This is a genomic window from Enterobacter sp. JBIWA003, assembly GCF_019968825.1.
Classification (GTDB): domain Bacteria; phylum Pseudomonadota; class Gammaproteobacteria; order Enterobacterales; family Enterobacteriaceae; genus Enterobacter; species Enterobacter quasiroggenkampii.
The window spans coordinates 3,674,702-3,698,561 of the sequence record NZ_CP074170.1; the positions used below are offsets into that span (position 1 = coordinate 3,674,702).

General features: G+C 56.0%; 21 protein-coding genes. 4 read left to right on the plus strand and 17 right to left on the minus strand.

Going from position 1 to position 23,860, the window contains the following annotated elements; translation table 11 throughout:
- Positions 1 to 45 precede the first annotated feature (45 nt).
- The 3 genes from KGP25_RS17590 to KGP25_RS17595 are packed head-to-tail and all read left to right on the plus strand — an operon-like array spanning position 46 to position 588.
- Positions 46 to 222 (plus strand): hypothetical protein, encoded by a 177-nt coding sequence (locus KGP25_RS17590; RefSeq protein ID WP_223539381.1) that lies wholly within the window; start codon positions 46 to 48, stop codon positions 220 to 222.
- A gap of 3 nt (positions 223 to 225) precedes the next feature.
- Positions 226 to 351 (plus strand): hypothetical protein, encoded by a 126-nt coding sequence (locus tag KGP25_RS26755; protein ID WP_282441158.1) that lies wholly within the window; start codon positions 226 to 228, stop codon positions 349 to 351.
- 3 nt (positions 352 to 354) lie between these two features.
- Positions 355 to 588 carry a hypothetical protein gene (locus KGP25_RS17595; protein WP_223539382.1) on the plus strand — a complete coding sequence of 78 codons (234 nt, stop codon included), beginning with the start codon at positions 355 to 357 and terminating at the stop codon, positions 586 to 588.
- A gap of 250 nt (positions 589 to 838) precedes the next feature.
- Here KGP25_RS17595 and KGP25_RS17600 read toward each other — a convergent pair whose 3' ends face one another.
- From KGP25_RS17600 to KGP25_RS17680, 17 genes are all read right to left on the minus strand, one after another.
- Complete coding sequence (locus tag KGP25_RS17600) at positions 839 to 1,336, minus strand: hypothetical protein (protein ID WP_223539383.1); 498 nt, start codon at positions 1,334 to 1,336, stop codon at positions 839 to 841.
- On the minus strand, positions 1,333 to 1,512 hold the full coding sequence (locus KGP25_RS17605; protein WP_223539384.1) for a DUF4222 domain-containing protein: 180 nt from the start codon (positions 1,510 to 1,512) through the stop codon (positions 1,333 to 1,335). Before KGP25_RS17605 ends, KGP25_RS17600 begins: the two co-directional genes overlap by 4 nt.
- Entirely contained in the window at positions 1,512 to 2,336 is an 825-nt protein-coding gene (locus KGP25_RS17610) for an antA/AntB antirepressor family protein (protein WP_223539385.1), read from the minus strand. Before KGP25_RS17610 ends, KGP25_RS17605 begins: the two co-directional genes overlap by 1 nt.
- Before the next feature lie 13 nt (positions 2,337 to 2,349).
- Entirely contained in the window at positions 2,350 to 2,781 is a 432-nt protein-coding gene (locus tag KGP25_RS17615; RefSeq protein ID WP_223539386.1) for a hypothetical protein, read from the minus strand.
- Positions 2,781 to 2,999, minus strand: coding sequence for an AlpA family phage regulatory protein (locus KGP25_RS17620; protein WP_055322430.1), 219 nt, complete (start codon positions 2,997 to 2,999; stop codon positions 2,781 to 2,783). Before KGP25_RS17620 ends, KGP25_RS17615 begins: the two co-directional genes overlap by 1 nt.
- 105 nt (positions 3,000 to 3,104) lie before the next feature.
- A complete protein-coding gene (locus KGP25_RS17625) occupies positions 3,105 to 3,986 on the minus strand; it encodes a hypothetical protein (protein WP_223539387.1) in 882 nt (293 codons plus the stop codon).
- Between the two features lie 130 nt (positions 3,987 to 4,116).
- Positions 4,117 to 5,370, minus strand: coding sequence for a site-specific integrase (locus KGP25_RS17630; RefSeq protein WP_223539388.1), 1,254 nt, complete (start codon positions 5,368 to 5,370; stop codon positions 4,117 to 4,119).
- Between the two features lie 227 nt (positions 5,371 to 5,597).
- Positions 5,598 to 7,073, minus strand: coding sequence for a ribosome biogenesis GTPase Der (gene der, locus KGP25_RS17635; protein ID WP_024908655.1), 1,476 nt, complete (start codon positions 7,071 to 7,073; stop codon positions 5,598 to 5,600).
- 112 nt (positions 7,074 to 7,185) lie between these two features.
- The gene (bamB, locus tag KGP25_RS17640) at positions 7,186 to 8,364 is read right to left on the minus strand and encodes an outer membrane protein assembly factor BamB (protein WP_008502135.1); all 1,179 of its coding nucleotides are present in this window, start codon (positions 8,362 to 8,364) and stop codon (positions 7,186 to 7,188) included.
- Between the two features lie 10 nt (positions 8,365 to 8,374).
- Complete coding sequence (locus KGP25_RS17645; RefSeq protein WP_008502136.1) at positions 8,375 to 8,995, minus strand: YfgM family protein; 621 nt, start codon at positions 8,993 to 8,995, stop codon at positions 8,375 to 8,377.
- 13 nt (positions 8,996 to 9,008) lie between these two features.
- A complete protein-coding gene (hisS, locus tag KGP25_RS17650; RefSeq protein WP_032622984.1) occupies positions 9,009 to 10,283 on the minus strand; it encodes a histidine--tRNA ligase in 1,275 nt (424 codons plus the stop codon).
- Between the two features lie 80 nt (positions 10,284 to 10,363).
- Complete coding sequence (ispG, locus tag KGP25_RS17655; protein WP_008502138.1) at positions 10,364 to 11,482, minus strand: flavodoxin-dependent (E)-4-hydroxy-3-methylbut-2-enyl-diphosphate synthase; 1,119 nt, start codon at positions 11,480 to 11,482, stop codon at positions 10,364 to 10,366.
- A gap of 26 nt (positions 11,483 to 11,508) precedes the next feature.
- Entirely contained in the window at positions 11,509 to 12,525 is a 1,017-nt protein-coding gene (gene rodZ / locus KGP25_RS17660; protein ID WP_223539389.1) for a cytoskeleton protein RodZ, read from the minus strand.
- 293 nt (positions 12,526 to 12,818) lie between these two features.
- Positions 12,819 to 13,985, minus strand: coding sequence for a bifunctional tRNA (adenosine(37)-C2)-methyltransferase TrmG/ribosomal RNA large subunit methyltransferase RlmN (locus tag KGP25_RS17665; RefSeq protein WP_014171168.1), 1,167 nt, complete (start codon positions 13,983 to 13,985; stop codon positions 12,819 to 12,821).
- A gap of 169 nt (positions 13,986 to 14,154) precedes the next feature.
- Entirely contained in the window at positions 14,155 to 14,586 is a 432-nt protein-coding gene (gene ndk, locus KGP25_RS17670; RefSeq protein WP_003860625.1) for a nucleoside-diphosphate kinase, read from the minus strand.
- A 156-nt stretch (positions 14,587 to 14,742) separates the two neighbouring features.
- Entirely contained in the window at positions 14,743 to 17,067 is a 2,325-nt protein-coding gene (gene pbpC / locus KGP25_RS17675) for a peptidoglycan glycosyltransferase PbpC (protein ID WP_223539390.1), read from the minus strand.
- A gap of 1 nt (position 17,068) precedes the next feature.
- Entirely contained in the window at positions 17,069 to 22,021 is a 4,953-nt protein-coding gene (locus KGP25_RS17680; RefSeq protein ID WP_223539391.1) for an alpha-2-macroglobulin, read from the minus strand.
- 288 nt (positions 22,022 to 22,309) lie between these two features.
- On the opposite strand from KGP25_RS17680, the gene KGP25_RS17685 reads away from it, so the two are divergent.
- Positions 22,310 to 23,854 (plus strand): PTS transporter subunit EIIC, encoded by a 1,545-nt coding sequence (locus tag KGP25_RS17685; protein ID WP_223539392.1) that lies wholly within the window; start codon positions 22,310 to 22,312, stop codon positions 23,852 to 23,854.
- The last annotated feature ends 6 nt before the right edge of the window (positions 23,855 to 23,860 follow it).

The window sequence follows — 23,860 nt, forward strand, 5'->3', positions numbered from 1 at the left end:
TATACATTATCAACCTGAAAGAAAGATACACTCAGGTGGTTTACAATGTCAACCAATGACAACAAGAAAGAACGTTTTGCGGTACAATTACGTCTGGATGCAGAATTGTACGAGAGGCTATCTATTGCCATGCAAGAAGACGGCGACGATAACCGCTCAGGTTGGATAAAGCGCTTACTACGCCGTGAGCTAGATAAGCGCGGCATTGAGCCGAAAGGATGATTCATGAACATAAAACAAGTGCCAGTCGCGCCAGAGAACAAGCCTACGGGATTTCTACCTGAGAAGGTACTGCGTGAACTAAGAGAGCGCCAGCGCCGTAAGCCAAAATCGGACGAGCAAGAGGCGTGATCCATGAGCGAGCCAGAAGACGATAAGCCAGTGGACGACGAGTTAGACGGGTCTTCGCCAGACAAACCAATTCGCTTCCTGCTGGAAGGAGCGCGTTTAAATTCCAGTAGCTTATGGGGGCGATGGAACCCGTTGTATAGCGGGCGCAAAATCGCGCTGAATGAGCGTGTAGCCGAAACGCTACAAGCCACGATAACTAAACGCCGCAAACCAAAAGCAGACACGCCGGAGGGGTGATCCACTCTGGCGCATAACCAAAGGGCGGGTGTCAAATACTCGCCCTTTTTTATGGACTCCAAAAACCCACCTTCGCTCACGCGCGTACTGGTCACAAAAGTCGCAGTGGCATAGCTCACAAAGACAGTAAAACACTCCACTCCACCAGCAAAAATAGGGTGGTTTTTCTCCATAACAGGACTATAACAGCTTATATCCGCTAACAGGCCAGCCAGTGAGAAGCCCTTCCCCTCATAGTTCACAAACGCCGTCATGCAATCACCTCCACAGACAGCCCGCCAGCGGTAAAGCCCTGCACACGCACACCATCAACGCGGTGGCGCTTCTTCGTCAGAAAACGGATGTGGTCTGCATAGACGTACTGCCATTTGCCATCGAGTGCCACACGTTTAAACCACGGATGCGGCTTTGTCATGGTCTGGACAACTACGCTACAAGCCTTGCGCTGTGCGGGTTCTGCTGTGCATACCCCCTTATCATCGCCCGTCACACGGTAGAGCCAGAAACTTTCCAGCTTCCCCGTTAACTTGCGAGTGCGGATAGTCACATAACCCGCATCACGCATCGCCTTACCGAATGCGGCATCGTCAGGGTAATACTGGCGACGTAGCGCGGAGGGCACGGATACCGCAAAGGTTCGGGTAGTCTGGTACTCCTGCCACTGGTCAACCATCGAAAGCGGCAACCCGTTAACATCAGGCTCTTTGCTGCCAGCCAGTGAGAGGCTCTTACTCTGGACGGCAATCATTGCTCCACCTCCGCGAACTCCTTCATGAAACGCTCAATCGGCTGTATGCACGGGTATTGATATCCGTCACGGTAGAACGTCACGCGGTTATGCTCGACGCGCTCAACGGTCACGCTAGCGCCGTGTGAGTCCTTGTAGCGCTGCTGCGGGCGTGGGGTGCTGGTTGTCTGAGCCATTAGTGAACCTCCAGACGCTTAGCCAGCCAGCGCTGAGACAGGCGCGTTAACTCATCTTTGCGTTGCTGGTAGTCCTGACCTAACTCAATCAGCGTGATATTGGTGCTTTCCAGATAAGTCAGGTGTTCAAGCTGTGCGGCGCTCATGCTGTCGCGGGGTTCGCCATCGATGCCGTTAGCCTGCGCCCACTGCTTCGCCGTCAGCCCACCCAGCACGATACGGTTAATCATGTTGCTCTCGTTGCTGTAGTGGCGTGGCAGCGTCTGCTTGCCCTGCTCTGCGCGTGAAGCCTCCAGCGCCTCGCACATCGGCTTAAACTGGTTTGCGGCACCAATGCGGGCTTTAAGCTGGCGACGGTACTGCGCGGCAATCTCCGGCACGCTGCGGGATAGCGCTTCCTCGCACTGGATGAAGTAGCGGCGAACAGCTCGGCCTTGTTCGTTGCGCTCGAGCATTGCGATTTCTTTGGCGGTACTGATAGACAGCAGATAGTCCTTACCCGGTCTGCCTACAGTTACCGGGCTGCAAGCCGCGCCAGTAGGGCTTTTCCCCAATTTTGGGGAAATTGCCTTGTTAACGATGTAGTCACTGCCAATAGCAAAGCCATAATCAGTAATACGGTCGGTGATCCACGTTGAGAAATCTTTGCCAACACCGAGCGCTTTATGCAGATCTCTGGCGCTCACAATATTGGTTTGACGCCCGCCAATCAGACCTGAATTAACCGGCACAATGGCGGCAAAGTCGTTATTGATAATTACGCCCTGGCCTACGTTAGATTGTGGGGCGGCCTCCGAAGTGAATCGGCTTTTTTCGAGTTTCATATTTCAGACTCCGTTATGCGGCGTTGAATGCGTCCGGGTAGAGGTTGAGAATGTCGGCAATATCCTGCTGAGATAACCCGCGATGTTCGTTAATGACGGCAAGGTGATTCACAAGCTGAATGACCTTGAGAACGTCACCACGGGACGCAAAACGGTAGCGCAGGTGTGCGCCGATGCCGTCCGGGTTTTTCTCGTCGATACGCTCCAGTCGGATATCAAGCTGGCGTTCTAACTCGCTGGCGTAGTTCCTGCCAGACGAAAGTCGGCAATAACGAAGAATGTCGTTCTCTGTCCATCCCTCTACGCCAGTGCGCAGCATATAGACGCGGGCGCGGTGTTTCTTCGGTGTGCGTTTGAATGGTTGTACGGTGCTGGTGGTCGGCGTAACATCAGACGTGCGAATATCTGAATTAGCCGCCTGTAATGGGCGGTTTTTCTTTTTCATTACGCCACCTTTCCCCGGCGCTCAGCCAGCCAGTTATTAATCTCTACCGCGTCAAAGGCGGTCACGTTATCGGTGAGTTTTACCGGGCGCGGCAGCGTGCCATTCTTAACCCAGCGGTCAATGGTTGGCATGGATACACCCAACATTTCTGGAAGGCGGAAACGACGGATGTACCCTGTGGTTGGAATAGCGGAGATTGCCGCTTGATGTGCTGTCATATGTCCTGTAACTCCTGTGATAGCTGTTGAAGTTACGGTAATCATGTGCTCAGGGGGATTCGATGTCATCGCAACGAAAAATGAATTTTCGCTGCGAAATTAACTTTATGATTTAAAAGATTTGTTAGCCGATGAGAAATATTCATCCAGTAAGCGGGAGCTTAATTTTGAACCCCTATCCAGCATTTCCGCTTTGAGTGCTTCTTGTGTCCACCTTTTAGAGGTTGGTTCAGCTTTTTTTAAAGCTTTCAGCATTGAACCTATCACTAATAAGCTTTCGTTTAAGGTCAAATCGCCATCGTCTCTTCCAAGCGATTGCTGCTCAAACTTCTCAATATTCTCGCGCCTAAAAATAAACTCAACATCTCCCAATCCGTCGGCAGGATAAAAGAATCTATGGTGATTATCAAAATCAACCTTTTCACCTGTCACGCTGTCACAATAAGCCAACACATCATCATTCATTCTCTTAAACTCAAGAGGGTTGAAACTCTCCATAATGTTATAGAGTTCTCCCCCGCTGAGCACGAAAGCACCCTCGGTATTCACAAACTCCCTCGGATTTCTGCCTTGCTTAATGTCGAATAAGTGCATGACATCAAGCTCCTCGCTCCCCAGCAGAGGGCAAGGCAAGTCATAAATGTCATGTCTCAACCTAACGACTGCCCCCTCCCTTTTGATAGTTTCATATTCAAAATCCAACTCTGCATTTGTAAAAAACCTTACGTCATTTAGAAGCGAGGAGAATGCTCCTTCACTTGTCGTTTCCGTTATGGTGCGCGAGAACAATTCTCTTTTAGAGGTTGTAACGATTTTTGCTTTAACTGCATACCTAGAGTCGGATAAGAGAATAGATATTGTTATATGACCATCTAAAGCCAATTGAAGGCAATCAACCTCACTTATTTCCTCTCCAAAAGAAACAGTAAGTCTTTTGGCTGCCTCATTTAATGTTAACCACTCTTTTAGTTTAAAAAGCTTTTTCACTGCGTCACCTTTCACGCTACGCCTTAATGAGCGATTGAGTCAGGCGGTAAGGCTTCCCGCTTTTCGCCCCGTCGGGCTAGGCTCAATCTGTCTGTTAATTCTGGTTACTAATCGTGGTTACTGGTCGTGGTTACTTCGCCTTTCTCAATGGCGTTACGTTGTATTCTTCGCCGCGTTCCAGAGCCACCAGCAAATCCGCCCACTGCGCCAGCGCTGCTTTGCGTTCGTCGAAATATTCATGACGGTTATAGATACCCTCAACGCCCGGTATTTTGTGGTTCAGGCATCGCTCAGCTATCACAGGGTCAATCCCCAACGCTGCCATTTGAGTGCGCATCGTGCGGCGCAGATCGTGAATACTGAATGGCTCAACGTCCGGCATTTCTTTCAGGACGGCGGGCATAACCATATTCAGGGTGGCGCGGCTGACGTGTGAGGTCGTTCTGGCTCGCCTGGCCGGAATTAACCAGCGACTGTCTCCGGCAAAGAGCCTTATTTCTTCGATCCACTCGATTACCGGCTGCGGTAGGGGAATGTCGATATCATCCCCATTCTTTGCACGGGTTCCCGGCAGGTGCCAGACGGCATTTTTCAAATCAAACTCATCCCATTCTGCGGCGCATAGCTCCATCTTTCTGACGCCCAGCGCAAGAATGATTTTAAAAGTAAGCTCGTTTTCCCTGCTTATCCCGCGCCCACGGCGTAACGCTTTAAAGAACTGGATTAATTCATCGCGTGATAAGGCGCGTTTTCGCCCCTGCTCCTTGCCCCCGGCATCCTTCGAGCCAAAGGATATAGCGGGGTTCACCTCAATCATTCCGCGCACCACAGCGTAATCAAACAGGCGCTTTAGCATTCTCAATACATCATTAGCGACTGTGGGAGATCCGCGCTGTAGCACGTCCTGCAAAATGCTATCAATATGACGCGGGCGCACGTCCTCGACGTTCATCTTGCCAATTAGCGCCACGATGTTTTTTTGTAGGCTGCTGCGGAAAAGGTCAGGGTGTTTGTAATTTGGTTCTATCTGGCGGGTGTAATACTCAGCGGCAAGCGCCGAAACGTTAATGGCGTTCTTCTCAGCCTCGATCTTTGCCATAGCATCGGCTTTTCGCTGCTGCTTCTCTGCTGCCACGTCATAACCCAGCGCAACGCGTGCGGAAAGCTCCCTTGCTATTTCCCTTGCTTTAGACAAAGGGAAGTCAGAGTAAGAGCCAATCAGCATAGTTCTGGACTTACCAGCCATTTGATAGCGGTAGCGCCAAAAAGGGGTTTTATCCTCTTTACGAAACCTCAGATACAGCCCGTCACCGTCTGCACGTCCCTCGAATCTTTCCCCGCTCTTAACCCAAGCGCGAATTTGCATATCTGTAAGTTTTGGCATGTGCGAATACCCGTTAAACCAGTTTATTTAGTCATGGGTACAACGTAATTTGCCCCAAAAACTACCCAAGACGTACCCAAAACAGCGATACCCCATGCAGGGTACAACCTTGTGTACAACATTATCATGCACTCTGGTGCGTCGTTATGATAGCCCCTGATAACAAAAAAGCCCGGCATATGCGGGCTTTATGGATTTCGTGCTGGTGGGTGAATCGCCCTGATAGCTTACTTGCTTTTCTTAATGTGCTTAATCAGGCGCTTACGCTTACGCATCTGGTTTGGCGTCAGGGTGTTGCGCTTGTTGGCAAACGGGTTTTCCCCTTCCTTGAACTGGATACGGATAGGCGTGCCCATCACGTCCAGCGATTTACGGAAGTAGTTCATCAGGTAGCGCTTGTAGGAATCCGGCAGGTCTTTCACCTGGTTGCCGTGAATCACCACGATTGGCGGGTTATAACCACCGGCGTGGGCGTATTTCAGCTTCACGCGACGACCGCGCACCAGCGGCGGCTGATGGTCTTCCGCAGCCATATTCATGATACGGGTCAGCATGGCGGTGCTCTGACGACGGGTGGAGCTGTCGTAAGCTTCGCGCACGGATTCGAACAGGTTACCCACGCCGCTGCCGTGTAGCGCAGAGATGAAGTGTACGCGAGCAAAGTCGATAAAGCCCAGACGGAAGTCGAGGGTCTCTTTCACCTGCTCACGAACCTCGTTGCTCAGGCCATCCCATTTGTTGACCACGATAACCAGTGAGCGCCCACTATTGAGGATAAAGCCGAGCAGAGAGAGGTCCTGATCGGAGATCCCTTCGCGTGCGTCGATGACGAGCAGCACGACGTTGGCATCTTCGATCGCCTGCAGGGTTTTGATAACGGAGAATTTTTCCACCACATCGGTGATTTTCCCGCGCTTACGCACCCCGGCAGTGTCGATGAGGACATACTCACGCTCATCGCGCTGCATCGGGATGTAGATACTGTCGCGGGTGGTGCCTGGCATGTCGTAAACGACCACGCGCTCTTCACCCAGAATACGGTTAGTAAGTGTAGACTTACCTACGTTTGGACGGCCCACGATAGCCAGCTTGATCGGCAGATCCTGCGGGTTGAAGTCGTCCTCAGGCTCTTCTTCTTCGCCCTCTTCTCCGTCTTCAAACTGCGCCCAGTATTCAGCGTCTTCGTCCACCTCTTCCGGCGGGTTCACTTCGTCAACCCACGGCAGCAGAACGGTTTCCAGCAGGCTGGTAACGCCACGGCCATGCGATGCCGCGATAGGGTAGATTTCACCCAGGCCCAGAGACCAGAAATCCGCGATGGCCTGATCGGCATCGATGCCGTCGGTTTTGTTCGCCACCAGGAAGGTTGGTTTTTCGCGTGAACGCAGGTGTTTAGCGATAGCGGAGTCCGCCGGCATCAGGCCAGCGCGTGCATCCACCATAAACAGCACCACGTCCGCTTCTTCAATCGCCAGCAGCGACTGTTCCGCCATGCGGGTTTCCACGCCGTCTTCTGTGCCGTCAATACCACCGGTATCAATACAGATGAACTCGCGTCCTTCCACCTCTGCACGACCGTACTTACGGTCACGCGTCAGCCCCGGGAAATCCGCAACCAGCGCATCACGGGTGCGTGTTAAACGGTTAAAAAGAGTGGATTTTCCAACGTTAGGGCGCCCGACAAGCGCGACCACAGGTACCATGTTTGAAGCCTCATAAAATTCAAAATAACGTCGCTTTCGCGGCGTTTTTAAAAATGTCAAAACGGCTCCTGAGTGAACAGGAGCCGTTTAGTATACTACAACCGCCGGGTAATTAACGCGTGATCGCGTACAGCGTGCCGTCTTTTGCCTGAATCAGCAGTTTGCCGTCGGCCACAACCGGGTCGGTCAGGAAACCGGAGCTGTCGACTTTTTGCTGCGCAACAAAGCGGCCGTTATCCGGATCGATCCAGTGCATATACCCTTCGCTGTCGCCCACAACCAGGCTACCGTTGTACAGCGCTGGCGCAGTCAGCAGACGGTGCAGCAGGTCGCTTTGCGTCCACAGCGTCACGCCGCCTTCGGTACTCAGGGCCAGCAGACGGTCGTTCTGGTCAACCATATAGATGCGGTTACCCTCAACGATGAAATCATTTACCGAGCCCAGCTCACGTTTCCACATGATCTGGCCGCTGCGCAGATCCAGCGCGGTCAGGTTGCCGTTGTAGGCCAGCGCGTAAACCACACCGTTAACGATGACCGGCGTTGTGTCCACGTCGCTCAGACGGTCAATTTCCGTTGAGCCTGTGGCCTGAGAGATACGCTGCTGCCAGATCATCTGGCCCTGCTGCATCAGCACGGCGCTCACGCGACCGTTGTCACCGCCGACAATGGCAGCACCAAATGCGGTAGCCGGGGCAGATTCGCCGCGCAGAGAGAGCGCAGGCATATCCAGGTTAACGGTCCATTTCACCAGACCGTCCGCTTCGTTCAGCGCCTGCAGCTGGCCGTTGCTGGTATGAATCAGCACCAGGCCGTCGCTCACTACCGGACGCGACAGGGATTCACCCGCCACGGTTGTTTGCCAGGCAATGGAGCCGTCGCTGCTGTTCAGGGCATAAACCTGCGCTTTTTCGCTGCCCACGTAGACGTGGCCACCGGCAACGGTCAGGCCGCCAGACAGCAGTGCCGGCTTACGGGAGAACCAGCCGTCTTTTTCCGCCAGGTTAACGGACCACACTTCTTTTCCGTCATCCGCGTTCACCGCTTTCACGGTACCTTTGCGGTCAGCCGCATAGACAACGCTGTCTGCATACGCTGGATGAAGGTTGGAATAGAAATCACCAATCCCATTGCCCACGGAGACATCCCACGCGGTGGATGGGGTAAACTGGTTTTCAACCGTCGGCAGTGGGGACATTTTCACAACGTCTTCTTCGCCACTGAACAGTGAACAACCACTCAATAACGTAACAGAAAGCAGTCCTGGCAGAAGTAATTTACGCAATTGCATCGGGTCCCTCTCAGACGGACAAATTATTTATTTTCATCTGCATCATTTCGCTCAGCGCAGGTGAAGCATTGCTCTCTACGCCAGCTTGCCACGCTTTACGCGCGCCCGCTTTGTCACCTTTGCTCAGCAGTGCTTCACCGCGCAGATCGGCAACGATGGCAGCAAAGCCTTCGCCTTTGATGGTATCGAGCGTTTTCAGCGCATCGTCAGCTTTCTTCTGCTGAACCTGAATACGTGCCAGGCGCAGATTGATCACCGCTTTCAGGTTTTCATCACTGGCGGCAGCAAGGCCCTGAGACAGCTGTGCTACGGCTTTATCCAGTTCGTTCTTATCAACGTACTGCTGAGCCACTTCCAGCGCAGCCAGTGCACCGTAGGTGTTTTTGTTGTCAGCCGCAAATTTTTCTGCCGCCGTCAGCGTTTGCGGCTGATCGGCACGAATTGCGCTCACGGTATTTTCATAGGACAGGGACGCGCCGCGCGCGGAATCCGCCTGATGATTGTTCCAGTAACGCCAGCCTACCAGCGCACCGACACCTAAAATAACCCCAACAACCAGCGCTTTGCCGTTTTCAGCAAAGAAGCGTTTAATCGCGTCGACCTGATCGTGTTCGTTCTCGTAAATTTCCACGCAGTCCTTCTCCTTAGCCCAATAGAGTGCGCAAGTGCGCCGCAACGCCGTCCTGCGTTACCGTTGTCTGCTCACCAGAGCGCAGGTCTTTCACCACCACTTCGCCGTTGGCCACTTCGGACTCACCCAGCACCAGTGCGATACTTGCGCCCCACTTATCGGCACGAGCAAACTGTTTTTTGAAGTTGCCGCCGCCATGGTTGGTCATCAGCTTAACGCCCGGCAGCGCATCGCGCACGCGTTCGGCAAGCTGCATTGCCGCAGACTGCGTTTCCGCGCCTGAGGCCACCAGGTATATATCGACAACGGAATCTGCTTTAAATTCCGGATTAACTGCCTGAACCAGCAAAACAAGTCGCTCAAGACCCATCGCGAAGCCTACAGCAGGTGCTGCGCGACCGCCAAGTTGCTCAACCAGACCGTCATAACGACCGCCCGCGCACACGGTGCCCTGAGAGCCGAGGCTCGTGGTCACCCACTCAAACACGGTACGGTTGTAGTAGTCCAGACCGCGTACCAGGCGCTGGTTTACGGTGTAGGCGATGCCAGCCGCTTCAAGCAGCTTACACAGGCCCGCGAAGTGTTCGCGAGATTCTTCATCCAGATAATCACCCAGCGCAGGCGCATCGTTCAGCAGTGCCTGAACATCTGCGTTTTTGGAATCCAGAACGCGCAGCGGGTTGCTGTACATGCGACGTTTGCAGTCTTCGTCCAGCTTCTCTTTATGCTGTTCCAGGAACGCCACCAGCGCATCGCGGTAGTTAGCGCGCGCTTCCAGAGAACCGATAGAGTTCAGCTCGAGGGAAACGTGATCGGCAATACCGAGCGCACGCCACCAGCGGGCGGTCAGCATAATCAGTTCAGCGTCGATGTCCGGGCCCTGCAGGCCGAAGACTTCCACACCCAGCTGATTGAACTGGCGATAACGCCCTTTCTGAGGACGTTCGTGGCGGAACATCGGGCCGATATACCACAGGCGCTGCTCCTGATTGTACAGAAGACCATGTTCGATGCCGGCGCGTACGCAGCCCGCCGTCCCTTCCGGACGCAGGGTCAGGCTGTCGCCGTTGCGGTCCTCAAAGGTGTACATCTCTTTTTCAACCACGTCGGTAACTTCACCAATCGCGCGTTTGAATAACGGGGTCTGCTCTACAATCGGCAAACGGATTTCGCTGTAACCGTAGCTGCCGAGCACCTGCTTCAGCGTGCCTTCAATGCGCTGCCAGATGGCGGTTTCGCCAGGCAGATAATCGTTCATGCCGCGGATGGCTTGAATGTTTTTTGCCACGTTTATTCTCTTTCTATATACAAAAAAAACCCAAAGAATGGGTTCAATCATACATGGGAAGCTCGCGGCTTCCCATCACGTTATTTTTCAACCTGCTGAACGTTAATACGCTGTGTCTCGTCCATCATGGCGGCTTTCGCACGGATGCGGGCTTCAAGCTGGTCGATCATGTCGCTATTATCCAGACGATCTTTACGAACGCCATCTTCATAGAGACCACTTTTCTTGTTACCGCCGGTCACGCCCAGGGTTGACACCAGTGCTTCACCCGGACCGTTCACCACGCAGCCGATGATGGAGACGTCCATCGGGGTGATAATGTCTTCCAGACGTTGCTCCAGGGCATTCACCGTCCCGATCACATCAAACTCCTGACGCGAACAGGTTGGGCAGGCAATGAAGTTGATCCCACGCGCGCGAATACGCAGCGACTTCAGGATATCGAAACCGACCTTGATCTCTTCGACCGGATCGGCCGCCAGCGAGACGCGCAGGGTGTCACCGATCCCTTCAGAGAGCAGCAGCCCCAGACCGATCGCGGATTTTACCGAGCCGCTGCGCAGGCCGCCCGCTTCGGTGATCCCGAGGTGCAGAGGCTGGTCGATCTGCTTTGCCAGCAGGCGGTAAGATTCTACGGCAAGGAACACGTCGGAGGCTTTTACGCTGACTTTGAACTGATCGAAGTTGAGACGATCGAGATGATCGACGTGACGCATCGCGGATTCGAGCAGCGCCTGTGGGGTAGGCTCACCGTATTTTTCCTGCAGATCTTTTTCCAGCGAACCGGCGTTAACGCCGATACGGATAGGAATATTTTTATCGCGGGCGCAGTCCACGACCATGCGGATACGCTCTTCGTTACCGATGTTGCCCGGGTTAATACGCAGGCAATCGACGCCGTATTCGGCCACTTTCAGTGCGATGCGGTAGTCGAAGTGAATATCCGCCACCAGCGGAACGCTGACCTGCTGTTTGATCAGTTTGAACGCCTCAGCGGCATCCATGGTCGGGACGGAGACGCGAACAATGTCCGCGCCTACACGTTCTAATGCTTTGATTTGATTGACCGTCGCTTCCACATCGGTGGTGCGCGTATTGGTCATCGACTGAACGGCGATAGGTGCCCCATCGCCGATTGGCACATTCCCAACGTAAATCCGTTTCGATTTTCTACGTTGAATCGGAGCCTGGTTATGCATGAAAAATCTCCCGCGTTGCCCGTCTGTTACTGTGCTGCTGATTGTTCGGCATTAACGGTAAGACGTGCAACCTGGTTAGTTCTGATAAAGCGGCTCAGGTCGACAGGTTTTCCTTGATACTGGATCTGTACCGCTGCCGGAGCGCCGATTTTAAGTTTATAAGGAGCCTGGCCTGTTAGGTTTAACGTGCCATCTTTGCGCTGCAGGCCGCTGAACAGTTTTTTACCTGTCGCGTCAGTCACTTCCAGCCAGCAGTCGGCGCTGAAGTTCATGACCAGCGCGTTAGGATCGGCTGCGGGTGTCGCCGTACCCGCCGGGCTGGTTGGCAGAGACGCTGCGGTATTGTCTGCAGGCTGAGTAGCTGCAGGCGCGTTCGCCGCCGTATCAACATTTGCCTGAGAAGGGGCAACCACCGCGTTTTGATCCTGAGCCTGCGGCGCAGCGGTGTTAGCCGTTGCTGCCGGGGCCTGTGCTGCACCAGTCGCCGATGCGTCTGGCGCTGCGGTCTGTGGCTCGCTGGAGGACGCCGCACCGTCGGTATTCAGCGGCACGCTCTGGGCGTTATCATTTCCGGCCTGGTTGAGTTCGGCGGAGGATTGATCGGCCATGGTGGTGATCTCTTCCTGCTGCGCCTTGTGGTTTTGCCACCACCATGCACCGGTCAGACCGACCACCACAAACAGCACCAGCCACGTAAAGCTCATCAGCCAGCCATCACGTTTTTTACGACGTTTCCCCAGGGAGAAGGTCTGCATCGGCGCAACTTTTGCTGCACGGACCGGCGCCTGCTTCTCCATCATTGGCAGTAATTCGTTTTCGGGGATGTGCACCAGTTTTGCGTAAGAGCGGATATAACCGCGCAAGAACGTTGAAGCCAGATCGGCAGGCGCCTTATCTTCTTCAATATCGCGAACCGTGGAAACCTTCAGGCACAAGCGTTCCGCAACGGCTTGCTGGCTGAGTCCGAGTTGTTCACGGGCGTTGCGAAGACGAACGCCAGTGGAGAGTGCTTCATGTTGGTCGTGAGTGGCTTCAGTATTCATTCGCTACAACTACTGGTACGTGAAAAATAAGGGTTCAGGCGCCGGTGAGTCACAATGCCACCCGCACCGCGAAACTTCTGGTCAGTTAACCTTGAACAGAGAGTATAAGACTGTCAGCCCGGAGATGACAGTACAGCCCTGCCCGTACGGCTAAACTGTTGTTACGTCGTTACATACTGCCCGAAAGTCGGATGAAACGCACCGTAATTATTGATCAGTCTTCACGAATCTGACTGATTATTCAGTAAGGTTATGTCTCACGGCGCAGATAATGCGCCGCGAGTGCATAATAATCAAACAGCTTTAACCGCGATCGTCTCGCCCTGCATGCGTTTACGCAGGGTACGCTTAGTGCGGTCAATAACATCACCAGCCAGCTGTCCACATGCGGCATCAATATCATCACCACGCGTTTTACGCACGATGGTGGTGAAACCATACTCCATCAGTACCTTGGAGAAACGGTCGATACGGCTGTTCGAGCTACGGCCATACGGCGCGCCCGGGAACGGGTTCCATGGGATCAGGTTGATTTTACATGGCGTATCTTTCAGCAGTTCAGCCAGCTGATGCGCATGTTCGGTGCCGTCGTTGACGTGGTCCAGCATCACGTACTCGATGGTCACGCGGCCCTGGTTGGCGTTGGATTTCTCCAGGTAGCGACGTACGGCGGCGAGGAAGGTTTCGATATTGTACTTTTTGTTGATCGGCACAATTTCGTCACGAATTTCATCGTTTGGTGCGTGCAGGGAGATCGCCAGCGCGACGTCAATCATGTCGCCGAGCTTGTCCAGCGCAGGCACAACGCCTGAGGTCGACAGCGTGACGCGACGCTTGGACAGGCCAAAGCCAAAGTCATCCAGCATGATTTCCATCGCCGGAACGACGTTGGTCAGGTTCAGCAGCGGTTCACCCATCCCCATCATCACCACGTTGGTGATAGGGCGCGTACCGGTGACTTTTGCCGCGCCCACGATTTTCGCGGCACGCCAGACCTGGCCGATAATTTCTGAAACACGCAGGTTACGGTTAAAACCTTGCTGCGCGGTTGAGCAGAATTTGCACTCCAGCGCACAGCCAACCTGGGAGGAGACGCACAGCGTCGCGCGGTCTTCTTCCGGGATGTAGACGGTTTCAACACGCTGATCGCCGACCGCAATCGCCCATTTGATGGTGCCATCCGCGGAGCGCTGCTCTTCCACCACTTCCGGTGCACGGATTTCAGCCACTTCTTTGAGCTTATTGCGCAGGACCTTGTTGATGTCAGTCATGTCATCAAAATTGTCGCTGCAGTAATGGTACATCCACTTCATGACCTGATCGGCACGAAACGGCTTTTCGCCCATCTCTTTAAAGAACTCGCGCATCTGCTGACGGTTCAGATCCAGCAGGTTGATTTTTCCATTTTTATTGGGAACCGCAGGAATGGCGACTTCGGAGGTATTCACTAATTCAGACATAATATTTACCGGCCTCGTTGTTACACGTTATGGCCCATGGAGGGTTGAATAGAAACGCCCCGGAAAGCGGTCTGCTCGTCCGGGGCGTTGCATTGTACAAAGTCTGGCGCAGGGATGCCACGTCTGGACGCGGCATTTACGAAAATAATGTGTAAACGAAACCGTTAAATTAACGGGTACGTGGACACACTTCGCCTTCTGCGAAGAAGAAAGCGATTTCGCGTGCAGCAGATTCAACAGAGTCAGAACCGTGGGTGCCGTTCTCGGTGAAGCTGTCAGCGTAGTCAGCGCGCAGAGTTCCTGCCAGCGCGTTGTCCGGGTTGGTTGCACCCAGCAGATCGCGGTGACGCTGTACGGCGTTTTCGCCTTCCAGTACGGATACCACGATTGGACCGGAGGTCATGAACTCAACCAGGCCGTCAAAGAATGGGCGACCTTCGTGCTCAGCGTAGAAGCCGCGCGCCTGCTCAACGGTCAGGTGCAGCATTTTGGTGCCAACAATTTTGAACCCTGCAGATTCAAAGCGAGCGAAGATGCTGCCAATAACGTTTTTTGCCACCGCGTTTGGTTTGATGATGGAAAAAGTACGTTCAATAGCCATGATAACCTCTGTCAATGTTCTGTTGTTTTGCATACCTGAGTATGGTGTGGCGCGGATTATAATGAGCAATGGCGCCATTGCCTATGGATTCAGGTAACATTTTTTTAAAATAAGACGAGTTTTAGCAACAGCTCACATCAGAAAGCTGTTTTCAGGTCACTGAAGCGTAAAATTCACCGTCGCGACCTGCCCGGTCTCATCCATAACGAGTAACTGATAATCGCCCGACTTATCAAGCTGTAATGTGTAAACGCTTCCTTTCACATTCAGCGGTTCACCGTTCAAAAACCACCAGCGCTCACCGCTATTGCCGGTCGCCTGAAGCGGCAGCGAAACGCGGGATTCACCCGGGAGACGTTTAATAACGGCCCCTTCACGCACGCCGGTCAGAATGAGTGGTGCAGGTGCGTCCTGCGACAGCGGAGGACAGATTCTTGATGAAGGCGGAATCCGTACCGCACGACGCTCGGTTGCAGGCAGCCACGGCTCCAGCGGCAGCGGCCAGACATCCAGGACTTTTTCAGTAGCATCCGGGCAATCTGCGGCCACGCGTTTGCCGGTTTTATCCAGCCAGACCGGGAAACGGATCCCGCGTATGCCCTCCTGTTCGGGCAGGAGCAGCGTGGGCGGTTCACTCCCTTCCAGCAGCCAGGTCGACAGGCGACGTCGACAGTTTTCGCTGCCTTCCGGTAGCGACTGGCCGCCCGGCCAGCAGATCACGCCCCGTCCGACGCTTGCCGGACGCGGATCGCGCGGCAGACGGGCTTCGTCTACCGTTGAGCGCGACTGAAGCAGGTTATTGACCTGGTTTAATAGCGGAACCGCGCTGGCAAACCCGAACTGTCCCGCCACGGGCGTGCCGTCCGGTCGTCCGGTCCAGATGCCTATCACATAACGGGCATTCAGACCGATGGCCCAGGCATCACGGTAGCCGTAACTGGTACCGGTTTTCCACGCCAGCGGCGCAACCTGGGGTAGCGCATTATCCGGCAGCGGCTGCGCTTCATTGGCCAGAATACGGCGAATAATCCACGCCGCGCCCGGTGATAACAGCGGACGTTCAGTTAGCGGATCGCCTGGCTGCAGGCGCAGCCTACCCGCCTTACCGTGTCGGGCAAAAGCACTGTAGGCAGCGGCGATATCTGCCAGCCGCGCGCCTGCCCCGCCGAGGATCAGAGACAGATTCGGCTGCGCCCCCGCAGGCAGGATCAGCGGCAAGCCTGCGTTGCTCAGCATCCCGGCAAATCGTTTTGGTCCGTAGGCTTCCAGCACCTGAACGGCAGGCAGGTTGAGGGAGCGTACCAGCGCTTCACTCATGCTGACCGGTCCATGAAACCCGCTGTCAAAATTCCCGGGCCGATAGTCACCGGTTTTTCTGGGAACGTCCTGAAGCAGCGAGGCGGGATGGATCAGGCCATCATCCAGCGCCATGCCGTAGATAAAAGGTTTTAACACCGATCCCGGCGATCGGATCGCATTGACCATATCCACATGGCTAAAACGCGTGTCATCGTTGATATCCACCGATCCCACCCAGCCGCGCACTTTCATATCGGTATGATCGACCACGATCATCGCCAGCGAGCTGCGTGCCGGCAGGCGGGATTTCCAGTTCATCGCCAGCTCTTCCAGCTGCCGCTGCAGTCCGGCATCCAGCGTGGTGACAATTTTCGTGTCGCGACTTTTGCCGAGCATCATGCGTGCAAAGAGCGGCGCCAGCTGCGGCATCTGCCGGGGCGCCAGCCATACTGATTCTTCACGGGACTCTTTGACCTGCTTTGCGGACCAGACGCCCTGCGTCGCCATGCGGTCGAGCACTTTATTGCGCGCCGCTTCGGCCCGTTCAGGCCAGCGATCCGGGCGTAAACGACTCGGTGCCTGCGGCAGCACCGCCAGCAGCGCCGCGTCGGAATAGCTGAGCTGCGACGGCGGCTTGCCGAGATACGTCCAGCTTGCCGCACCCACGCCCTGCAGCGTACCGCCAAATGGGGCGCGATTGAGATAGAGCGTGAGGATTTCGCGTTTGGAAAGATGCCACTCCAGCTGCATGGCACGCCAGAGCTGGCGAATTTTACCGCCAAAGGTGCGCGGATGCGGGTCCAGCAGTCGCGCGACCTGCATGGTGAGCGTGCTTCCGCCAGAGATGACTTTCCCGGAACTGAGATCCTGCCAGGCGGCACGCAGGACAGAAAGCGGGTTTACGCCGGGATGATCCCAGAACCAGCGATCTTCGTACTGGATCAGCGCCTCAAGATAACGGGGAGAGACCTCTTCGATCGTAACCGGATAGCGCCAGATCCCGTCGCTATCGGCAAAACGCCAGAGCGGCGTGCCCTTCTCATCCACCACCACCCGGGCAGGGTTAACCTCTTTCAGCGGCAACGGCCACAGGCGGTCGGCGGCGACAATCAGCCCCCATAAAACGAGAAGCGCTCCCGCCAGCCACAGCCAGCGGGAGCGTGTCAAACGTGCCATTCGCATATTACGGAACAACAATCAGCGGGCCACTGGCCGCACCCGTTGCCCGCCACTGCGGCACATACATAGACTCGACCATCGGAACCGGCACCTGGTAGGTTCCCGGCGTCACGGCGCGCGCCAGATAAACCAGCGTAACCGGCTGACCTTCATTTACCGGCACGGCCGCCACAAAGCGGTCGTCGCGGAATTCCATATGCTGAATGTCCGCCTGCTGCATTTGGCTGAGCAGGTTCTGCACTTCGCTACCGCTGTCCTGCAGGCTGGCGCTGCTGCTTGCCAGATTCTGGTTTTCCAGCTCCAGACCCGCAGGGAGGAGATCAACCACCAGCGCGTCCGGGACGTTCTGGCTGGCTTTGACTTCCAGCCATACCAGCACCAGCTCGCCGCTCTTCAGCGAAGAGAGCGATTTCGTGCTGCCGTCCGTAGCCAGAATATGGCGTTCAACCTGCAGCACGTTCGAGCTCGGCTGAGGAGCATAGTCAGGATAACCGGTGCTATCAAGGCGTACCCACAGCGGTGAAGTGCCGGTATTGGTCACCTGCAGCGCGCCAAGCTGGTCGCCGCTCACGTTTTGTACCTGCGCTTTATCGCCACCTGATGCGGAATCTGACAGGGAGGTTTTCGCCTGCCACGCACCCGACAAGGTTTGCAGCGAACGACCGGCCAGGAACAGTGCATTGCTCTCCTGAGTGGACAACCAGCGCTGGCTGAAGGCCTGCTCAGACAGGGCATTCAGCAGCGTATTTTGCGCATCCGGCAGCAGCTTGTACTCCTCCAGAAGAGAGAGCATCAGCGCGTTATCGCGAAGCTGGCTGCCGTAATCGGCCATCCAGGTTTTGCTGTCGTTGCGCGGCGTTTTGAGCGCCAGATCCAGCGCCTGCTGGCTGCGCGGGGCATCGCCCATCAGCTTGAGCGCCATGCCCAGCTGCATCAGCGGCAGGCCGGACGCCGCCTGAGCGTGACGATCCCAGATTTCACGCAGCGCGCCCAGCGGCGCTTTTTGCTGACGTGCCAGCACCAGCGCGGCATAGGCCTGCACGGCGAACTTGCTGGCCTGCGTATCGTCGCTGTAGCGAATAGACATCATGCCCGGGTCCTGCAGGTAGCGCAGCAACCGGCTATTGGCATTATTCACCGCATCGGCAGGCACGCTGTAGCCCTGCTCGCCCGCACGGACCAGGAAGTCGGTCACGTAGGCCGTCAGCCAGTACTCTTCCGGACCGTTTTTATCCCACAGCGCGAACCCGCCGTCTTCACGCTGCATCTGCAGCAGACGGGAAATACCGATATCAATGGCGGCACGGCGTTTATCGTCCGTATCACCTTTGATGCCAAGCGCCGTAAGCTGCGCCGCGTTGGTGTAGAGCGACGGGAACAGACCGCTGGTGGTCTGCTCCAGACAGCCATACGGATAGGCCTGCAGTTCGCGAATATAGCGCGCCAGGTTGAGCGGTGGTTTGCCGCTCAGCAGCAGTTGCCCCTGCAGGGTGGCAGGAGAGAAACCGTTGCTGTGCTGCGCCGGTGCAGTCCAGGATTCGCCAGGGTTCAGCATGGCACCGGTATTGACCGTCTGCGCCGGGAACGCCGGACGCACGCCGATTTTCCAGCTCTTCTGCTGCGGGGCGAAGGTCTCGCCCGGAAGCTGCAGGCCGGTCACCTGCGCGGTCACTTCACCGTCACCATAACCGTCCAGCGCGCGTACCGGAATAAACAGCGTGCTGCGCGCCCCCGGTGGCAGCTGAACCGGCTGAGGCTGCGAGCCTTCCAGCGCCAGTTTGCCTGTCGCGTTCAGGGCGATATTCAGCGTTTGCGGCTGGTCGGTCAGGTTAGTGATATCCAGCGTCAGCCGCGAGGTATCTCCGCTTGCCAGGAAGCGCGGGGTATTCAGCTCGGTAATGACCGGCGCGGCCACGATAATCTTGCTTTCGCTGCTGCCGAAATCCTCTTCCGTCCAGGCCTGCGCCATCAGACGCAGCTCACCGTTGAAGTCTCCAACTGGCAATGTAATTGTGCCTTCCCCGTTGGCATCCAGCGTAACCGGCTGTGCCTGCTGGGCAATGATGGTGACGTGGTTCACCGGCGGTTTGCCGCCGCGCTTCAGTTCATCCCCATCGCCACCAAAGCGCAGCGCGGCCAGACGGCCCTGCCCTTCAATGACCTGGCCGTATATATCGTAGATATCCGCGCCGTAACGCTTCTGACCAAAGAAAGCCTGCCACGGATCCGGCGTGACGTAATCGGTAATATTCAGCACGCCGCTGTCCACCGCCGATACCAGGACGTTCACCTTCTGCGGCACGGCCCCCTCTTTCACGCTGGCTTTCACCTTCACCGAGAGCGTCTGGTTTGGACGCATTTTCTGCGGGTTATTGAGCGCAATATTCAGGCGGCGATTTTCGTCACCCATCGGCAGATGCAGCAGGCCGACCGCGCGTTTCGGCGTGGCGGATTTGGATTTATCTCCGGGACGTACCACCAGCGTACTCAGGTAGAGGTCGTGACGCTTCCAGGCCTTGTCGACCGGGATAGCGAGATCCAGTCCGTTTGCCGGTACGTCGATCTCTTTCCACCACAGCGGCCCTTCGCTGGACTCGATCATCGCATAGCCCTTGCCTGCGGCTGGCGCGGCAATGTGCAGGTTGATGGTGTCGCCTGGCTGATAGGCTGGCTTATCCAGTTTCAAGGTCACACGGTCAGGGCGTGCAGCGCCGGTGCCGTCGCTGTTATCCTGCCAGCTGTACCCCGCCCAGAAGCGCACGCTGCTGACCATCTCATCAGGCGCTTTCACCTCCAGACGATAAGAGCCCCACTCCACCGGGAAGGTGACTTTACCCGTTTCATCGGCCTTAAGTGTCAGCTCCTGCTCGCCTTCGACCAGGTCTTTCTGATCGAACTGAGACTGCCAGCCTTCGCTCTCAGACCAGTTCCAGAAGTAGTCCCGACGCTCGCGAATCAGACGAACCTGTAACCCGGAAACGGCCTTTTTCGCGCCGCTGGCATCGGCATACACGATGTCGAAGCTGGCGTTGCCGTTCTCATCAACAATCGGCTGGTTGACGGTCGTATCGGTGCGGTAGTCGTAAACGGCTTTACTGGCGAACTGAGGGCGAATACCCGGCAATTCCGCTGCGGGCCAGATAGCCTGCTCAGCACGACGCGTCACCGGACGACCGCCCGACTCCAGCAGGCTGGCCTGCAGGATCAGCTGCAGCGGAGAGTGCACCTCTTTCCACTGGCTTTCGGTAGAAACCTGCCCACGTCCCTGCTCGTCCAGCGTAAGCTGCACTTCATCCAGGCTGCGGCTCAGGTTCTCTTCAGCGATATCACCAAACTGGAAGCCCGGCAGCGCGGCCACCGCGTCACGCAGCGGACGCAGGAAGAGCTGGCCCTGCAGAGAGTTACCGTTGGCCGGAGCGCCATACAGGTAATAGCCGACCACGTTAAAGTCCACGTTATCCTGTGGTGAAACCGGCGTTTTTTGTCCGCTCAGGTTGAGCGCCATACGCTCTGGCATGAAGTCTTCAACGTGGAAGTCCCACAGACGCTGCAGGTTATCGCCCGTGTTGGCGCGGATATGCCACATGCCGGTCTGCGCCCCGCTGTCCAGTGGATAGTTGAAGCGATAGAGTCCGTTCTCCGGCTTGACGACGATCGTACGCGCGACCTGTCCATCCGGACGCAGCACGTCAAGCTTCACGGGCTGATCGGGAAGTGGCTTACCGTCACTGTCGCGCAGCAGGCCGTTGAGGATCACCGTTTCGCCCGGGCGGTAGAGATCGCGTGGGCCAAACATAAAGAACTGCTTGCTGTAGCCCGGACTCCCTGCGATATCAAACTCCGCCAGATCAAGAGCCGGCAGCTTGAGGTCAAGCAGCGTGGTCTGGCCGTCTTTACTGGCCAGGATCAGCGCGGCCTCTTTGTCGGTCTCAAGCTTTGCGTGGCCATCGCCGTCGCTTTTCGCTTCGGCAAGCGTCTGCCCTTTATCGTTCAACAGGGTGACGGTGACGCCGGACTGCGCCGCACCGTTCTCCAGACTCTGGGTGAAGATGTCCAGGCGATTATGATAACGGTGAGCGGACAGGCCAATATCGCTTAAGGTAAAGAGCGTCGCGGCGTTGCTGTAGTTGTAGTGCCCGGCCTGGTTCATGACCGCGATATAAACGCCAGATTGCTGGAGCGGTTTAATATCCTTCAGGGGCAACAGTAATTTTTCGCGCGTGTTGCGCGCCGGATTAAGATCGAATCGACCGGTGTAAACCAGCTCCGCCATCTTCAGCAGGTTGTCGGATTCCCAGTTGGTCAGCGAGTTACGGTACTCCCACTGGCTGACAAGGGAAGCCAGCGATTCCGGCTTCACGCGGTAGAAGTTGACGTCAACATTGTTGACGTTGAGCGCCATTACCGGCAACCCTTCCACCACCTTACCCGGCAGCAGCGAGCCGCGGCTGGCAAAACCAACGGTGGGTTCAACGTCCCGGGTGGTCAGGGCTTTCTCATAATCAATGCCGAACGTCGCCTTGTTCAGCGCCTGCAGGCCCCGTTCAACGGTGACGACCAGGTTGCGGTTGGGCTCCAGATGGCGCAGGCGAAGCTCTTTCAGGTTAGGCGCAAGTTCCCACGCCCCGTCAACTTTGCCGCTTTTTTTGTCCGCGACATGCACGGTTTTCGCGAAATCCTGATCGGGATTCAGCGGAACCGAGAATGTCAGCACCAGCGTGGCGGCACCGTCGAGCTGAACTTCAGAGGCATCCAGCAGGGTCAGCGCTTTTCCCTGACTCTGGGCGGCGAGCTTAGCCAGCGTTTCAGCATTTGGCTTTTCCGCGGCTTTCGGTGTGGATGCGGTGGATGCCGCGGGAGCCGCAGCCTGAGATTTATCGTCGCTGTTATCACAGCCGACAAGCGTAAACGTGGTAAGCAGCGCAAGGGAGAGCGCGGCTAAGCGAAACGGTTTCATCCTTTGTCCCTGGCCCTGAGGGGGCCTGTTGGTCGTCGTCCGGATAAGTATTATCCGCAAGTTTCATTAATTCAAAAAGTCCAATTTTAGAATCTGGAAAGCGCCTCGCAGAATGGCAGCACGCCGCTACGCCGTGATGGAATCGCGATCACAGCCCCAAACGTCACATGTTACCTTTCACGTCATTTGTTTTTAAAACAAGAGGATAGCTGGATAAGCGTCCATGAAGGCTGCTAATTTTATAGCCATGACGCACCCCGAGTGCGCGGTTCAATAAGAGAGAAAGCCATGAAACGAGCCGTGAATGCCCTACAAAATTTCGGAAAATCATTGTACGGACCGGTGCTTATCTTACCGATCGTCGGTCTGTTTATCGCCTTTGGTAACGTGCTGGGTAACGGTAATCTCGCTGAATACCTGCCCTTTCTTGGCCATCCGCTGATTCAGCATCTTGGTCAGCTTATCGCGAAATCGGCCGTGTCGGTGCTGGTGAACCTGGCACTGGTGTTTGCCGTTGGTATTCCGATTGGTCTGGCGACGCGCGATAAAGGCTATGCCGCGTTGATTGGCCTGGTCACCTTTGTCGTATTCATCAACGCCATGAACGTCACGCTGCAGCTGCAGGGCGCGCTGGCGCCTGCAGCCGAAATGAAGGCGGCCGGGCAGACCATGGTGCTGGGCGTCCAGGTGCTGGAGATGGGCGTTTTCGCCGGGATCCTGACCGGAGCGCTCTCCGGATATCTGTACAACAAATACTCCGGCGTACAGTTTAACGGCGCGATGGCGATTTACTCCGGCCACTGTTTTGTCGCCATTGTAATGCTTCCAGTCTCCATGCTGCTCGGCGTGGTGATGAGCGAACTGTGGCCGTTTGCCCAGCACGGCATTAGCGCCCTGGCGCTGGCCATCAAAGGCTCCGGACCGTTTGGCGTGGCCATCTACGGCTTCCTGGAACGCATTCTGGTCCCCACTGGCCTGCACCATCTGGTCTATACCCCGTTCCTCTATACCGAACTCGGGGGCACGCAGGAGGTCTGCGGCACGGTGTATCAGGGCGCGCGCAACATCTACTTCGCTGAGATGGCCTGCCCGGACGTGAAGCAGCTCAGCAGCACCGTGGTGTGGGACGCCCGCGGCATCAGCAAGATGTTTGGCCTGCCCGCCGCGGCGCTGGCGATGTATATGACCGCCAGGCCAGAGCGTAAAGCGGCGGCGAAAGCGATTCTGATCCCGGCGGCGCTGACCTCGCAGCTGGTCGGAGTCACCGAGCCGATTGAGTTCTCCTTCCTGTTCGTCGCCCCGCTGCTGTTCGTGGTGCACGCGGTGCTGACCGGCATCGGCATGATGCTGTTCTCCCTGCTGGGCGTTCACGCCATCGGCGCCAACGGGATTATCGACTTCATCCTCTACAACCTGCCGCTCGGCACGACCAAGTCCAACTGGCCGATGTACATCCTGGTCGGGCTGATCATGTTCGCCCTCTACTTCGTGGTGTTCCGCTTCCTGATCCTGCGCTTCAACATGAAAACGCCGGGCCGTGAAGATGAGGACCAGGAGACGCGCCTCTACAGCAAGCAGGAGTACCAGGCGAAGGGCAATAACGACGGTCTGGGCGAGTCCATCGTGGTGGGGCTGGGCGGCCGGGAAAATATTGAAGTGGTGGACAACTGCTACACCCGCTTACGCGTCACGGTAAAGGACGTCGCCATTATCGACGAGCCGCGTCTGAAGGCGACCGGCGCGAAAGGGATTATCAAACAAGGTAACAACGTTCAGGTGGTCTACGGGCTGCATGTCAAAAAAATGCGAGAAGCCGTTGAGACGTTTCTCTGAAAGGAG